This is a genomic window from Streptomyces eurocidicus (genome assembly GCF_002891295.1).
GTDB classification, from domain to species: domain Bacteria; phylum Actinomycetota; class Actinomycetes; order Streptomycetales; family Streptomycetaceae; genus Streptomyces; species Streptomyces eurocidicus.
On the sequence record NZ_LGUI01000012.1, the window covers coordinates 247,379 to 263,110 of the forward strand.

Annotated in this window: 12 protein-coding genes; 4 read left to right on the forward strand and 8 right to left on the reverse strand. The window is 71.8% G+C overall.

The genetic code is table 11. The annotated features are described in order from the left end of the window. Positions 1–153: 153 nt before the first annotated feature. Complete coding sequence (locus tag AF335_RS30485; protein ID WP_102921654.1) at positions 154–789, forward strand: YceI family protein; 636 nt, start codon at positions 154–156, stop codon at positions 787–789. A gap of 13 nt (positions 790–802) precedes the next feature. Here the strand turns inward: AF335_RS30485 and AF335_RS30490 are convergent, their stop codons facing one another. After that, entirely contained in the window at positions 803–2,398 is a 1,596-nt protein-coding gene (locus tag AF335_RS30490; protein WP_102921655.1) for an FAD-dependent monooxygenase, read from the reverse strand. Positions 2,399–2,504: 106 nt separating this feature from the next. On the opposite strand from AF335_RS30490, the gene AF335_RS30495 reads away from it, so the two are divergent. Continuing rightward, positions 2,505–3,146 (forward strand): TetR family transcriptional regulator, encoded by a 642-nt coding sequence (locus AF335_RS30495; protein WP_102921656.1) that lies wholly within the window; start codon positions 2,505–2,507, stop codon positions 3,144–3,146. 91 nt (positions 3,147–3,237) lie between these two features. Here the strand turns inward: AF335_RS30495 and cimA are convergent, their stop codons facing one another. The 4 genes from cimA to AF335_RS30515 all read right to left on the reverse strand — a co-directional run bounded on the left by cimA (position 3,238) and on the right by AF335_RS30515 (position 9,094). Next, positions 3,238–4,869 (reverse strand): citramalate synthase, encoded by a 1,632-nt coding sequence (cimA, locus tag AF335_RS30500; protein ID WP_102921657.1) that lies wholly within the window; start codon positions 4,867–4,869, stop codon positions 3,238–3,240. Between the two features lie 328 nt (positions 4,870–5,197). Beyond that, entirely contained in the window at positions 5,198–6,508 is a 1,311-nt protein-coding gene (locus AF335_RS30505) for an MFS transporter (protein ID WP_102921702.1), read from the reverse strand. A 264-nt stretch (positions 6,509–6,772) separates the two neighbouring features. Beyond that, the gene (locus AF335_RS30510) at positions 6,773–7,861 is read right to left on the reverse strand and encodes a branched-chain amino acid aminotransferase (RefSeq protein ID WP_102921658.1); all 1,089 of its coding nucleotides are present in this window, start codon (positions 7,859–7,861) and stop codon (positions 6,773–6,775) included. A gap of 192 nt (positions 7,862–8,053) precedes the next feature. After that, positions 8,054–9,094, reverse strand: coding sequence for a 3-isopropylmalate dehydrogenase (locus tag AF335_RS30515; RefSeq protein ID WP_102921659.1), 1,041 nt, complete (start codon positions 9,092–9,094; stop codon positions 8,054–8,056). A gap of 131 nt (positions 9,095–9,225) precedes the next feature. On the opposite strand from AF335_RS30515, the gene AF335_RS30520 reads away from it, so the two are divergent. Continuing rightward, complete coding sequence (locus AF335_RS30520) at positions 9,226–10,833, forward strand: purple acid phosphatase family protein (RefSeq protein WP_102921703.1); 1,608 nt, start codon at positions 9,226–9,228, stop codon at positions 10,831–10,833. Positions 10,834–10,875: 42 nt separating this feature from the next. Here AF335_RS30520 and AF335_RS34935 read toward each other — a convergent pair whose 3' ends face one another. From AF335_RS34935 to AF335_RS30530, 3 genes are all read right to left on the reverse strand, one after another. Next, positions 10,876–11,019, reverse strand: coding sequence for a hypothetical protein (locus AF335_RS34935; RefSeq protein WP_170127844.1), 144 nt, complete (start codon positions 11,017–11,019; stop codon positions 10,876–10,878). Positions 11,020–11,575: 556 nt separating this feature from the next. Then, on the reverse strand, positions 11,576–13,207 hold the full coding sequence (gene pruA, locus AF335_RS30525; RefSeq protein WP_102921660.1) for an L-glutamate gamma-semialdehyde dehydrogenase: 1,632 nt from the start codon (positions 13,205–13,207) through the stop codon (positions 11,576–11,578). 45 nt (positions 13,208–13,252) lie between these two features. Continuing rightward, positions 13,253–14,179: a proline dehydrogenase family protein gene (locus AF335_RS30530; protein ID WP_102921704.1), complete on the reverse strand. Its 927-nt coding sequence runs from the start codon at positions 14,177–14,179 to the stop codon at positions 13,253–13,255. 191 nt (positions 14,180–14,370) lie between these two features. Here AF335_RS30530 and AF335_RS30535 point away from each other — a divergent pair, with 191 nt between their 5' ends. Beyond that, entirely contained in the window at positions 14,371–15,606 is a 1,236-nt protein-coding gene (locus AF335_RS30535; RefSeq protein ID WP_102921661.1) for a PucR family transcriptional regulator, read from the forward strand. Positions 15,607–15,732: the final 126 nt, after the last annotated feature.

The window sequence follows — 15,732 nt, forward strand, 5'->3', positions numbered from 1 at the left end:
GGAGGCACGCTGGCACGGCCGCGGCACGGCCGCAATGGCCGTGACGCGCGTGTCGCGATCCGACACCCCCTAGATGTTGAAACTTGAACCAGATCGCGCTACCGTCGTTCTCGTTGAACATTCAACGACACCGTTTCCCGTAAAGGAGCAGTCATGGGCCTCTTCACCCGCAAGCGCACCGCGGCCCCCGCCACCGCCGCCCCGGCCGGCTCCCGGACCGCCGCCCCCGTCGACCCGGCACTGGCCGCCCTGACCGGCGACTACACCATCGACCCGGCGCACAGCAGCATCGGCTTCACCGTCCGCCACGCCATGGTCACCAACGTCAAGGGCTCCTTCGCGGAGCACGAGGGCGGCCTCCACCTCGACGGCTCCGACCCCTCCCGTTCCACCGCCTCCCTGGACGTCAGGATCGAGAGCGTGGACACCGGCATCAAGGACCGCGACGCCCACCTGCGCGGCGAGGACTTCTTCGACGCCGGGCGCTTCCCCCTGATGACCTTCCGCTCCACGGCCGCCGAGCAGCTCGGCGGCGACCGCTACCGCCTCACCGGCGACCTCACCATCAAGGACGTCACCCGGCCGCTCGCCATCGACCTGGAGTTCAACGGCTCGGCCACCGACGTCTACGGCAACGAGCGCGTCGGCTTCGAGGGCGGCGCCGAGATCCTGCGCTCCGACTGGGGCCTGACCTGGAACGCGGCCCTGGAGACCGGCGGCGTGATGGTCAGCGACAAGGTGAAGCTCACCTTCGACATCTCCGCCGTCAAGTCCGCTCCCCAGGCCTGACCCCCGTGCGGTGTCAGCGGCCGAGGCGCTTCAGACGGTCGACGACCTCCGCGCCTCGGTCCGCCGCCGCGCTCATCGCGATGTGGTTGTCCGGCCGTATCAGCACCAGACCGCTCGCCCCGGCCGCCACGCCGTACGCCCTGCGGGCATGCCCCTCGGGATCCACCAGCTCCACCCGGCCGGCCCCGCCGCCCGCCGGCCCCTGCGCACCGGCCGCACCGGCCGCACCGGCCCCTGCGGTCGCGTGCACTGCTCCCCCGCGCCCGTCGACGAGACAGGCGCGCACCAGATCCCCGCACGCCTCCGACGCCTCCGCCAGGGCGGCCGTACTGTCCGCCCCGAAGCCCAGCAGGGTGAAGTGCGAGCCCGCGAAGACCTCGAAGAGCCGGACCGGCCGCCCCGTCCCCGCCTCGGCGCAGGGGGCGTCGGGAGCCCGCTCGCCCGCCGCCTTCCCGTCCCAGGCCAGTGAGGACCAGCCGTAGCCCACGCCCAGCGTGGTGATGTCGTCGGTGACGACCGCCTCCGTGCCGATGCCCGCCGTCATGACACCCTCGCGCACCGCCCGCAGCCGCTCGTCGGTCAGCTTCAGCGTCCACGCCGCGACCGGGAGCCGCTCCTCCTCATAGGTGGAGAGCAGACCGGGGCCCGCCGCGCCGCGCGCGACGAGCGCGAGCTTCCAGCCCAGGTTGAAGGCGTCCTGGATCCCGGTGTTCATCCCCAGACCACCGGCTATCGAGTGGACGTGCGCCGCGTCACCCGCGAGGAAGACCCTGTCCACCCGGAAGCGGTCGGCCATCCGGACGTTGATGCGGTAGCTCGACAGCCAGGTGGGGTTCGCGGGCCGCACCCCGGGCATCCGCACATGCCGGTCGAAGAGCCGCTGGAAGGCCGCGAGCGAGGGCTCGACCGGACGGCCCCCGGCGTCCCGCTCGGGCGCGCCCTGCAACTGCCAGTGCCGGCTGCCCCGGAAGGGGCAGAGCATCACGGCGCCGTCCTCGTCGAACCACTGGTGCCAGAACCCCGGGTCGAGGCCGTCGACCTCCACATCTCCGATGATCATGCACTCCTCGGCCTCGGTCGCCCCTTCGAAGCCGACGCCGAGCGCCTTGCGCACCGGACTGCGACCGCCGTCGCAGCCCACGAGATAACCGGCCTCGACGCGCCGGCCGTCGGCCAGCGTCGCCACCACCCCCCGCTCGTCCTGGGTGAAGCCCGTCATCTCGCTGCCCAGCTCGACCTCCACGCCGAACGAGGCGAGCCGGCCGCGCAGGATCTCCTCGGTGCGCCACTGCGGGATGACCAGCCCACTGGCGTACGGAGCGTCGGGCGTGGGGACGCGGTCCCCGAACGCGACATGGTCGGCGATCGCCTTCCCGTCACGGTACTTGCGCAGCACGATGTGCTCGATCCCCGACTCCGCGGCCTCCTCCGCCACCCCCAGGTCCGCCAGCAGCTCCCGGCTGCGCTGATTGAGCCCCTTCCCCCGCGAGGCCCGGTGGAACTCCGGGGACTTGTCGATGATCCGGACCGGCACCCCGGCCCGGGCCAGGACGCATCCGAGGGTGAGGCCGGTCGGTCCGGCGCCCACGATCAGTACTGAGGCGGTCATGCGATGTCCCTCCGTCGTTCGGCCCTTCCATGAAAGACCGACGGAACGAAAAACGCAACCGAGTAACAAAAGATTCCGAGTAACGTCCACCTGATAGGGTGAGGGCGTGAACGAGGAGACGGGACTGCGGGAGCGGAAGAAGCAGCGCACCCGCGAGACGCTGTCCAGGACGGCCATCGAGCTCTTCCTGGAGCGCGGCTTCGACCAGGTGTCGGTCGCCGAGGTCGCGGCCGCCGCGGAGGTGTCGAAGCCGACGCTCTTCCGCTACTTCCCCGCCAAGGAGGACCTGGTCCTGCACGGCATCGCCGACCACCAGGGCGAAGCGGCGCGCGTCGTGCGCGGCCGGGCCCCGGGCGAGCGGGCCCTGGCCGCCCTGCGCGCCCACTTCCACGAGCGGCTCGACGCGCACGACCCGATCACGGGGCTGTGCGACATACCGGCCGTGGTGGCCTACCGGGAGCTGCTGTACGGGACGCCCAGCCTGCGGGCCCGGCTGACGCTCTATTCGCTGGAGGACGAGCGGGAGTTGGCGGCGGCGCTCGGGGAGGCCGCCCCGGAGGGTGTGGACGGGCTGGTGGCGCGGCTGGCCGCAGCGCAGATCGTCACGGTGCACCAAGCTCTCGCCCGGGTGAACTGGGAGCGTCTGGCCGAGGGGGCTTCGGCGGTGGCGACGCTGGGCGCCGCGCACGCGGATGCGGATGCGGCGTATGAGTTGCTCGGGAGCGGGCTGGGGGTGCGGGGGCTCTGACCTGGCCTCCGGCGGTTTTTCCCCAGCCCCGCCCCTTCCCGAACCGGGGCTCCGCCCCGGACCCCGGTCCTCAAACGCCGGACGGGCTGAATTACTCCTGCGGTTCCACCCCCGCCCGCCGCAGCCCGTACGCGTACGCGTCGTCCAGTGCCTGCCACGACGCCGCGATGACGTTCTCCGCCACCCCCACCGTCGACCACTCGTTCCGTCCGTCGCTCGTCGACACCAGCACCCTCGTGATCGAGCCGGTGCCCAGCCGCCCCTCCAGGATGCGGACCTTGTAGTCCACCAGCTCCAGCTCGGCCAGCTGCGGATAGATGCGCTCCAGCGCCACCCGCAGCGCGCGGTCCAGCGCGTCGACCGGGCCGTTCCCCTCCGCCGTGGCGACGATGCGCTCGCCCTTGGCCCAGAGCTTCACCGTCGCCTCGTTGGCGTGCGTGCCGTCGGGGCGGTCCTCGACGATCGCCCGCCAGGACTCCACCCGGTAGTAGCGGCGAGCCCGGCCCTCGACCTCCTGGCGCAGGAGCAGTTCGAAGGAGGCGTCCGCCGCCTCATACGTATAGCCCGCCAGCTCGCGCTCCTTGACCCGCTCGACGACCCGGCCGACCAGCTCGCGGTCGCCACCGAGGTCGACGCCCAGCTCCTTGCCCTTGAGCTCGATGGACGCCCGGCCCGCCATGTCCGACACCAGCATCCGCATGGTGTTGCCGACGGCCTCAGGGGCGATGTGCTGGTAGAGGTCCGGGTCGACCTTGATCGCGGAGGCATGCAGTCCGGCCTTGTGCGCGAAGGCGGAGACCCCCACGTACGGCTGATGCGTCGACGGCGTGAGGTTGACGACCTCGGCGATGGCGTGCGAGATCCGGGTCATCTCCGCGAGCGCGCCCGCGGGCAGCACCGTACGGCCGCACTTCAGCTCCAGGGCCGCGACCACCGGGAAGAGGTTGGCGTTGCCGACCCGCTCGCCGTAGCCGTTGGCCGTGCACTGCACATGGGTGGCGCCGCCGTCCACGGCGGCCAGGGTGTTGGCCACCGCGCAGCCCGTGTCGTCCTGCGCGTGGATGCCCAGCCGGGCGCCGGTGGCGCCGAGCACGGCCCGGACCACGGCCTCGACCTGGGCGGGGAGCATGCCGCCGTTGGTGTCGCAGAGGACGACGACATCGGCGCCGGCCTCGTGCGCGGCGCGGACGACCCGCACCGCGTAGTCGGGGTTGGCGCGGTAGCCGTCGAAGAAGTGCTCGCAGTCGACGAAGACCCGGCGGCCCCGCTCCCGCAGGTACGCCACGGTGTCGCGGACCATGGCGAGGTTCTCGTCCAGCGTGGTGCGCAGGGCGAGTTCGACGTGCCGGTCGTGGGACTTGGCGACCAGGGTGATCACCGGGGCCCCGGAGTCGAGCAGGGCGGCGACCTGGGGATCGTCCTCGGCGCGTACGCCCGCCTTGCGGGTGGCGCCGAACGCGACGAGCCGGGCGTGCCGGAAGTCGATCTCCTCCGCGGCGCGCTGGAAGAACTCGGTGTCGCGCGGGTTGGCGCCGGGCCAGCCGCCCTCGATGAAGCCCACGCCGAAGTCGTCCAGGTGCCGGGCGATGGTCAGCTTGTCCGCGACGGTGAGGTTGATGCCCTCGCGCTGCGCGCCGTCGCGCAGCGTCGTGTCGAACACGTGGAAGGCGTCGTCCACACGGCCGTCGTCGGGCCGGAGACTGTCGTCGGTTACGTCCGTCATGCTGCTCTGACTCCTGTCGGGATCTCGGTCTACCGGAATGATCGGCTCCACCATCCCCTGATGTCCCGCGTGCGCTCCGCCTCCGGCTGAGGGTGGGCCGGGAAACGAAAAGACCTCTCGCGGGTGCGAGAGGTCTGCGCGCGGGTCTGGGACGACGGTGACCGCGACGTACGGGTGGTACGTGGCGGTCACTGCGGACCGGCGCGCCTGCTGCCAATAATCATGGCGAACGAGAGCATGGTGGACATCCTGGCAGGGTTCCCCGGTTCATGCGGGCCGGTCTCACCATGCGGTCACCGGCGCCGCCCGGAGGACCCGGTCCGCGCCGTCAGCCGGTGGTCGGCGCGGACCGGGCCGGATTCACCGGCTCGGCCTCCGGCGCCCGGCCGGCGGTGTCCGCCGCTCCGTCCGCCTTCTCCCCCACCCGCTTCAGATCGATGTCGCGCGTCTCCCGCATCGTCAGATAGACGACCAGCGACACCGCCGCACAACCCGCCACGTACCAGGAGAAGCCGGACTCCATACCGCTGTTCTTGAACCACAGGGCCACATACTCCGCCGTCCCACCGAAGAGGGCGTTGGCGATCGCGTACGGCAGAGCGACGCCCAGCGACCGTACGCCCGTGGGGAACAGCTCCGCCTTCACACACGCGTTGATCGACGTGTAGCCCGTGACGACGACCAGCGCGACCAGGGACAGGCCCAGCGCCGGCCAGAAGGACCCCGCGTGCTTGAGCAGCGACATGACCGGCACGGTCAGGAAGGTGGCGCCCACCGCGAAGGTGATCAGCAGCGGCCGGCGGCCGATCCGGTCCGACAGCGCGCCGGCCAGCGGCTGGAGGCACGCGAAGACCAGCAGGGCGCAGAAGCTGACGAGGGTGGCGGTCTGTTTGGGCAGGCCGACGCTGTTGGACAGGTACTTCGTCAGATAGGTGGTGTACGTGTAGTACGCGAGGGTGCCGCCCATGGTCAGCGCGATCACCAGGAACGCCTCGCGCTTGTGCCGCAGCAGCGCCCGCAGCGTGCCGCGCTCCTCCTGCGGGGTCGTGTCGGCCGCGTCGTAGACCTCCGTCTCCAGCATGTTGCGCCGCAGGTAGAAGATGACGGCCGCGCCGAGCGCGCCCACGACGAAGGGGATGCGCCAGCCCCAGCTGTGCAGTTCGCCGCTGGTGAGCGTGCGCTGGAGGATGATCTGGATGCCCAGGCCGAGGATCTGGCCCGCGGTCATGGACACGTACTGGAAGCTGGAGGCGAAGCCGCGCCGGCCGGGCGCGGACGCCTCGGTGAGATAGGTGGCGCTGGCCGCGTACTCGCCACCCACGGACAGGCCCTGGAGCAGCCGGGCGACGAGCAGGACGGCGACGCCGCCGTAGCCCGCGACCGCGTAGGTGGGGGCGACGGCGATCAGTACGGCGGAGGCGGACATCAGGGTGACGGTCAGCGTGAGGGCCGCCTTCCGGCCGCGCCGGTCGCCGACCCGGCCCAGCAGCCAGCCGCCCACCGGCCGCATGAAGAAGCCGACGGCGAAGATGCCGGCGGTGTTCATGAGCTTGGCGGTGTCATTGCCCTCGGGGAAGAAGGACCCCGCGAAATACGTGGCGAAGCTGGCGTAGACGAACCAGTCGAACCACTCGACCATGTTGCCGGCGGAGCCGACCCAGATCTTCTTCCAGTGCCGCGCGCCCGAAGCCTCGTCACGCGCGTCCGAAGCCTCGTGCCGCGCGTCCGGGGCCTCGTCCCGCGCCCGTGTCTGTTCCTGTCCCATGGACGATCACGGTGACGGACGGAGCCCGGTTCGGAAAGGGTCCGGGGAGCAACGATCACGCGTACTTACGTGCGTTGCGTTCATGGCGCACGCACGTGAGTACGCGTGAGATCGGTGCGGAAGGGCGGCCTACGGGCCTCAGCCCAGGGGGTGCATCCAGCCGTGGGTGTCCTCGGCGGCGCCGGTCTGGATGTCGAGCAGCGCCTTACGGAGCTTCAGCGTGACCTCGCCCGGCGTCCCGTCGCCCTGCGTCCAGTCGGCGCCCGCCGACTTGACCGAGCCGACCGGGGTGATGACCGCGGCGGTGCCGCAGGCGAAGACCTCGGTGAGCGTGCCGTTCTCGGTGTCGCGCTTCCAGTCCTCGGTCGAGATGCGGCCCTCCGCGGACTCGAAGCCGAGGTCCTTGGCGACGGTGAGCAGGGAGTCGCGGGTGATGCCCGCGAGGAGGGAGCCGGTGAGCTCGGGGGTGACGATCTTGTCTCCGTACACGAAGTACAGGTTCATCCCGCCCATCTCCTCGACCCAGCGGTGCTCCAGGGCGTCGAGCCAGACGACCTGGTCGCAGCCCTTCTCGGCCGCCTCGGCCTGGGCCAGCAGGGAGGCCGCGTAGTTGCCGCCGGTCTTGGCGAAGCCCATGCCGCCGGGGACGGCGCGGACGTAGTTCTCGGACAGCCAGACGGAGACCGGCTTCACGCCGCCGGAGAAGTAGGCGCCGGCGGGCGAGGCGATCACGATGAAGAGGTATTCGTTGGCCGGCTTGACGCCGAGGCCGACCTCCGTGGCGATCATGAAGGGACGCAGGTAGAGGGACGCCTCGCCACCGTGCGCCGGCACCCACGCCTTGTCCTGCTGGACCAGCGCGTCGCACGCGGCGATGAAGGTCTCGATCGGCAGCTCGGGCATGGCCAGGCGGCGGGCGGACTTCTGGAAGCGCTCGGCGTTGGCCTCGGGGCGGAAGGTGGCGACCGAGCCGTCGGGGCCGCGGTACGCCTTCAGGCCCTCGAAGATCTCCTGCGCGTAGTGCAGGGTCATGTTCGCCGGGTCGATCGACAGGGGCGCGTAAGGAACGAGCTGGGCGTCGTGCCAGCCGCGGCCCTCGGTCCACTTGATGGTGACCATGTGATCGGTGAAGTGGCGGCCGAAACCGGGGTCGGCGAGGATCTGCTCGCGCTCTGCGTCGGACAGCGGGTGCGCGGAGGGCTTGAGCTCGATCGTGGGCGTCGTCATGGATGCGTGTCCTTCACATTTGTGTGTGGCGGACCGCGCTCACCGACGTCCAGGTGGCTCCAGGACGTCCGAGCTTCCTCTCATGCCGCGGCCCCACGTTCGATTATCGCTCGCGTGGGGCCGGGTACGGAAACATGTGCGCGGCCCGGGGTCGATGGTCGCACCCAACCGCGCGGTAGCACAGCGGCTGGGTTAGCCGGTCACTCGCTCCGCGAGAGCGTCGCCGACCTGGTCCGTCGTCCTCGGCGAGCCGTCGCGGGCGGCCAGGTCGGCCTCGACGGCGGCCTCGATCCGGGCGGCCTCCGGCTCGTGCCCGAGGTGGCGCAGCAGCAGCGCCACGGAGAGGACGGTGGCCGTCGGATCGGCCTTGCCGGTGCCCGCGATGTCCGGGGCGGAGCCGTGTACCGGTTCGAACATCGAGGGGAAGGCCCCGGCCGGGTTGATGTTGCCGGAGGCGGCGAGGCCGATGCCACCGGTGACGGCGGCCGCGAGGTCGGTGAGGATGTCGCCGAAGAGGTTGTCGGTGACGATCACGTCGAAGCGCTCGGGCTGGGTGACGAAGAAGATCGTCGCGGCGTCGACGTGCAGATAGTCGGTGGTGACCTCGGGGTACTCACGGCCGACGCGGTCGAAGATGTTCTTCCACAGGTGGCCGGCGTGGACGAGGACGTTGTTCTTGTGGACGAGCGTCAGCTTCTTGCGCGGGCGGGACCGGGCGCGCTCGTAGGCGTCGCGCACCACGCGCTCCACGCCGTACGCGGTGTTGAGGCTGACCTCGGTGGCGACCTCGGCCGGGGTGCCGGTGCGCAGGCTGCCGCCGTTGCCGACGTAGGGGCCCTCGGTGCCCTCCCGGACGACGACGAAGTCGATCTCGGGGCGGCCGGCGAGCGGGGTGGCCGTGCCGGGGAGGAGCCGCGAGGGGCGCAGGTTCACATAGTGGTCGAAGGCGAAGCGCAGCTTGAGCAGCAGCCCGCGCTCCAGGACGCCGGAGGGCACGGAGGGGTCGCCGATCGCGCCGAGCAGGATCGCGTCGTGGTCCTTGAGGGACGCGAGCTCGGCGTCCGGCAGGGTCTCCCCGGTGGCGTGCCAGCGGCGGGCACCGAGGTCGTACTCCCGGGTCTCCAGCTTGACGTCCGAAGGGAGCGCGGCCGCGAGGACCTTGAGGCCCTGGGCCACGACCTCCGGGCCGATACCGTCACCGGGGATCACTGCGAGGCGAATGCTGCGAGACATACCGCGGACCGTACTCCCCCGTTCCGCTGGTTGACACACTCCGTCCATCATGCGGACAGATTGCGATCCAGAAAGGTCATGTTCACCCAAAATCCATGCCGAAGCCGCTGGTTCCTGGCACGTTCAACGACATGGACACACCACGGGTAGGCATCCCGGAGCACCTCGCGAGCCGTATGACCATGCCGGAGCAGCACGAGTACCTCCGGGCGCGGCTGACCCGGCGGGGCGCGCTCCGCGCGGGGGCCGTGGCGGCGGGCGCCGCCGCGGGCACGGGTCTGCTGAGCGGTCCCGCGCACGCGTACACCCGGCCGTCCGCCCCGGCCGTGCCCGCCGCCGCCGGCCTGCTGACCGCGCCCGCCACCGGCCGGGTGGACGGCCGGCACGTCGCGCCCTTCGGCCGCCACCTGGCCTTCGGCGCCGACCCCGCCACCCAGATGCGGATCTCCTGGCAGGTGCCGTTCGCCGTGCGGAAACCATTCGTCCGGGTGGGGACGGAGCCCTGGGACCTCGGCCGGCGGATCGAGGCCGAGGTGCGGACCCTGCACACGCCGCCGCTGTCCAAGAAGCTCCCCGCCGTCGACCAGGTCTATCTGCACGCGGCCCTGGACGGCCTGCGGCCCGGCCGGACGTACTACTACGGCGTCGGCCACGACGGCCACGACCCGGCCGACCCCCGGCACCTCCGGACGGTCGGCACCTTCCGCACCGCCCCGGCGCGCGCGGAGAAGTTCACCTTCACCGCCTTCGGCGACCAGGGCGTCAGCTATCACGCCCTCGCCAACGACCAGCTGATCCTGGGCCAGAATCCGGCGTTCCACCTCCATGCGGGCGATATCTGCTACGCCGACGACAGCGGCGCCGGGAAGCCGACGGACGTCTACGACGCGCGGGTGTGGGACCAGTTCCTCGCCCAGACCGAGTCGGTGGCCGGGTCCGTGCCCTGGATGGTGACCACGGGCAACCACGACATGGAAGCCTGGTACTCCCCCAACGGCTACGGCGGGCAGAGCGCCCGCTGGACGCTGCCGGCCAACGGCGTCGACCCGCGGACCGCGCCCGGCGTCTACTCCTTCGTCTACGGCGACACCGGCGTGGTCGCGCTCGACGCCAACGACATCTCGTACGAGATCACGGCCAACACCGGCTACACCGGCGGCCGGCAGACGCGCTGGCTCGACCGGCGCCTCGGCGAGCTGCGCGGGCGCCGGGACATCGACTTCCTGGTGGTGTTCTTCCACCACTGCGCCTTCTCCACCACGAAGGCGCACGCCTCGGACGGGGCCGTGCGCGAGGAGTGGCTGCCGCTGTTCGAGAAGCACCAGGTCGACCTCGTCATCAACGGCCACAACCACGTCTACGAGCGGACCGACGCGCTCCGGGGCGGGCGGGCCACGAAGCCGGTGCCCATCGGGGCGACCGTCGACTCCCCGCGCGACGGCATCGTGTACGTCACCGCCGGGGGCGCCGGGAAGTCCCTCTACGACTTCCCGGCGCCGGACAGCTACGAGGGCCACGTCAAGGACCTGGACGCCGTCGCCAGTTACTCCTGGGGCAAGGGCGGGGTGAAGCGGCCGGAGACGGTGGAGTGGTCGAGGGTGCGCTACACCGGCTACTCCTTCCTCGCGGTCGAGGTGGAACCGGGCGTACCGGGCCGCCGCCCGCGGCTGCGGGTGACGGCGCTGGCGGAGAACGGCGAGCGGATCGACCACTTCGACATCGTCCGGCCGGGGCGCTGACCCCGGCCGGACCACGCGGGCGCGCACGGCACCCGGGGCGCGTCAGTGCCCGGTGACGCCGCCGTTGTCACGGCGGTCGAGCGCCCGCTGGAGCGCGGCGGCGGCGTTCACGCGGTCGGTCGCGCGCTCGGCGCTGTCGGCGCGGCGGACGGTGCGGCGGGTCCTGCGGACGGCGGTGTCGGCCATGGGTCACGTCTCCTCTGCGTGGGGCGCGCGGGCGAGGCGCGCGGCATCGGGTTCGGCTGCTCGTCTCCGGCCCGCCGTTCCCGGCGGCGGCGGAAGGTTCGGAGCGCCGGGGCCGGGGCGTGGTGGGCCGGAGAGCCGGAAGGACGCGGGGGCCGGGGCGCCGCAGGGATCACCTGCGCTCGCGCACGGGGCCACAACCGCTGATCGCTCGATGGAGCGGAACGTTCGGCTTCTTCCACGCTAGGACAGCCCGCGCGCGCTGTCTGCCCAATTACTCGGTCTTCCTACTATCTGAGACGGAAGCGCGGCCGTCCGGGCGAACGGGCCCGCGCGCGGGCGCGCCGTACGAGGCGGTGGCCCGCCGCTCGCCCGTACGGGCGGCGGACTCGCCCGGCCGCTGTCGCGGCTCTCCCCGGACAGGACCCGGGCGGGAGCGCTCGGCGCGGGCGTGGGGGGGCGGCCGGGGGCCCGGACGTGGCCGGGAAGGGCCCGGCACGCACACCGCCCCCGTCCGGCTGGGGGGCCGGACGGGGGCGGAGCTCAGCCGAGGACCGGATCAGCCCATGTGCGGGTAGCGGTAGTCGGTCGGCGGGACCAGGGTCTCCTTGATGGAGCGGGTCGAGGTCCAGCGCATCAGGTTGGTCGCGGCACCGGCCTTGTCGTTGGTGCCGGAGGCGCGGCCGCCGCCGAAGGGCTGCTGGCCGACGACGGCGCCGGTCGACTTGTCGTTGATGTAGAAGTTGCCCGCGGCGAAGCGGAGCTTCTCCATCGCGTCGGCGACGGCGTAGCGGTCCTGGCCGATGACCGAGCCGGTCAGCGCGTACGCCGAGACGGACTCCATCTGGGCCAGCATCGCGTCGAAGTCGGCGTCCTCGTAGACGTGCACGGCGAGGATCGGGCCGAAGTACTCGGTCGTGAAGACCTCGTTCGCCGGGTCGGTGCACTCGATGACGGTCGGGCGGACGAAGTAGCCCACCGAGTCGTCGTACGTGCCACCGGCCACGATCGTGCAGGTCGGGTCGGCCTTGGCGCGGTCGATCGCGGCCTTGTTCTTGGCGAAGGCGCGCTCGTCGATGACGGCGCCGATGAAGTGCCCCAGGTCGGTGACGTCACCCATGGTGATGCCGTCGACCTCGGCCGCGAACTCCTCCTTGAAGCCGTTCTCCCAGAGGGAGCGCGGGACGTAGGCGCGGGAGGAGGCCGAACACTTCTGGCCCTGGAACTCGAAGGAGCCGCGGGTCAGCGCGGTCTTCAGGATCTCGCGGTCGGCGCTCGGGTGGGCGACGACGAAGTCCTTGCCGCCGGTCTCGCCGACCAGGCGCGGGTAGGACTTGTACTTCTCGATGTTGTTGCCGACCGTCTTCCAGAGGTACTGGAAGGTCTTGGTCGAGCCGGTGAAGTGGATACCGGCCAGCTCGGGGTGGTTCAGGGCCACCTCGGAGACGGCGATGCCGTCGCCGGTCACCAGGTTGATGACGCCCTTGGGCAGGCCCGCCTCCTCCAGCAGCGCCATCAGCAGCACGGCGGAGTGGGTCTGGGTCGGGGACGGCTTCCACACGACCACGTTGCCCATGAGGGCGGGGGCGGTCGGCAGGTTGCCGGCGATCGCGGTGAAGTTGAACGGCGTGATCGCGTAGACGAAGCCCTCGAGCGGGCGGTGGTCGCTGCGGTTCCACACGCCGGCGGAGTTGGCGACCGGCTGCTCGGCGAGGATCTGGCGCGCGAAGTGCACGTTGAAGCGCCAGAAGTCGACGAGCTCGCACGGGGTGTCGATCTCGGCCTGCTGGGCGGTCTTCGACTGGCCCAGCATGGTGGAGGCGGCCAGCGTCTCGCGCCAGGGGCCGGACAGCAGGTCGGCGGCGCGGAGGATGATCGCGGCGCGGTCGTCGAAGGACATCGCGCGCCAGGCCGGGGCGGCGGCCAGGGCGGCGTCGACCGCGTCCTGGGCGTCCTGCGTGGTGGCGTTGCGGAAGGTGCCGATGCGGGCCGCGTGGTTGTGCGGCTGCACGACGTCGAACGGCTCGCCGCCGCCCATGCGCTTCTCACCGTTGATGGTCATCGGGAGGTCGATGGGGTTGCCGGCCAGCTCCTTGAGCTTGGCCTCGAGGCGGGCCCGCTCCGGGCTGCCGGGCGCGTAGCTGTGCACCGGCTCGTTGACCGGGGCGGGGACCTGGGTCACTGCGTCCATGGTTCCGTGTCTCCTTCGGGGCTATGGGGGGAGGTGGGGTGGGGCTCAGCCCTTGGTGAGGATGGAGCGGGCGAAGAACAGCAGGTTCGCGGGCTTCTCGGCGAGACGGCGCATGAAATAGCCGTACCAGTCGGTGCCGTACGCCGTGTAGACGCGCATCCGGTGGCCCTCGGCGGCCAGCCGGACGTGCTCGTCGCTGCGGATGCCGTACAGCATCTGGAACTCGTACTCGTCCAGTTTGCGCCCGGCCTGGCGGGCCAGCTCCTGGGTGATGGTGATCAGGCGCGGGTCATGCGACCCGATCATCGGGTAGCCCTCGCCCGCCATCAGGATCTTCACGATGCGGACGAACGCCTTGTCGACCTCGGCCTTGTCCTGGTAAGCGACGGAGGCCGGCTCCTTGTACGCACCCTTCACGATACGCACCCGGCTGCCGGCGGCGGCCAGGCGGCGGGCGTCGTCCTCGGTGCGGAAGAGGTACGCCTGGATGACGCAGCCGGTGTCCGGGAAGTCCCTGCGCAGCTCTTCGTGGATGGCGAACATGGAGTCGAGGGTCGTGTGGTCCTCGGCGTCCAGGGTGACCGTGGTGCCGATGGCGGCGGCGGCCTCGACGACCGGGCGGACGTTGGCGAGAGCCAGCTCGTGGCCGCCCTCCAGGGACTGGCCGAACATGGAGAGCTTGACGGACATCTCGGCGCGGGTGCCGAGGCCGAGCTCCTTGAGGCGGCCGACCAGCTCCAGATAGGCGTCGCGCGCGGCGTACGACTGCTCGACGGTGGTGATGTCCTCGCCCACCACGTCCAGGGTGACCTCGAGGCCCTTGTCCGCGGCGTCCTGGACGATCGGGACGACCTGGTCGACGGTCTCGCCGGCGATGAACCGGTCGACGACCTGCTTGGTGCCCGGGGCAGCCGATACGAAGCGGCGCATCTTGTCGCTGCGCGAGGCGGCGAGAATCACGGGACCCAGCACGGGCACCTCCAGGATGACGGCCGCCCCCACCTGGGAAGACGGCATAAGTAACTCAACGTGAAACGTAGAGTTCGCACCACCTCGCGACCATCGACAGCTGTCACGCATCCGTGGCCGGGATCTCAGACAGATGTATGACAATAGGAGAACCGACATAGGGAACACCTGAGGAAAGGAGCGGGGGGCTCGCGATGCGGGGCGACTATCAGCAGCTTGTGGACGACATCTCGGCGGCGCTCGGCGCGCCCGCGACCCTGGAGGACCGTGACTTCGGGCTGATCGCGTTCGGCGCGCACGGCGGGGACGACGACGTCGAGCTGACGATGGACCCGGTGCGCACCCGTTCGATCCTCCAGCGGCGGTCGACGGCGGCCGTACGGGCGTGGTTCGAGGCGTTCGGCATCGCGCGGGCGCAGGCCCCGCTGCGGATCCCGCCGGACCCGGCGGCCGGGGTGTTCAAGGGCCGCATCTGCCTGCCCGTACGCCACCGGGGTGTGGTGCACGGCTATGTGTGGCTGCTGGACGACGAGCACCTGGCGGGCCTGGACCTGGGCGTGCCCTTCGCCGACCCGCGGCTCGCGCAGGCGATGGAGACCGCCGCCCGGATCGGCGCCCTGCTGGCCGCCGAGGCCCGTGCGGAGGCCGAGCTGGGCGAGCTCCTGAGGGAGCTGCTGATCGGCCGGCCGGCGGGGCGGGACGCGGCGCGGGCCGCGCTGCGGGAGGCGCTCGGCTCCTCGGGCGACGGGCCGCTGGCGCTGGTGGCGGTGACCCCCTGGCAGTCGGCGGGCGACGCCGAGGGCGGTGACGCGGACGGGGCAGGTTCGGCGCTGGCGGCGCAGTCCGGCGTGGCCGCCCTGTGCGCGGTGCCGGACAGCCTCCCGGACGGCTCACCGGCCCTCGCCGCGCTGATCCGGCTGCGGGCCATGAGCACCCCGGCCCCCGCGCGGACGGCCGCCGACCGGCTGCTGCGCTCGCCGCGCGCGGGCGGCCCGCCGGCGGCGGGCGTCGCGCCCGTCTCCGCGACGGCCGGGCTCGCCGCGCCGCGCCGCGGCCTCGCCGAGCTGTCGGCCGCCTGGGTGGAGGCCCTGTCCGCGGCGCGCGCGGCGGCCGCGGAGCCCCGGCTGGGCCCGGTCGCGGAGTGGGCGGGCATCGGCCCGTACCGCGCGCTGGCCGCGCTGCCCCCGGAGGCCGCCGCGGACCCCTCCGTACGCCCCCTGCTGGCCGCGACCCACGCCGAACTGGCCCGCACCGCGGAGGCGTTCCTCGACTGCGCCGGGCAGGCGGGCCGCACGGCGGCGGCTCTCGGCATCCACCGCCAGACCCTCTACTACCGCTTGGCCCGCGTGGAACAGCTCACGGGCCTCGACCTGGACGAGGGCGAGGACCGGCTGCTGCTCCACATGGGGCTGAAGGCGGCGCGGCTCTGACGGCGGCGGGGAAGCGGGGCACGCCGCGCCGCGCGCCCATCGTCACGAATATTGACCGACAGTAATCTCGGATGGTTTCCGATGGCCGGTCTTCGTCGTTGGTTCGGGCGTGTTGATCAAGACTGC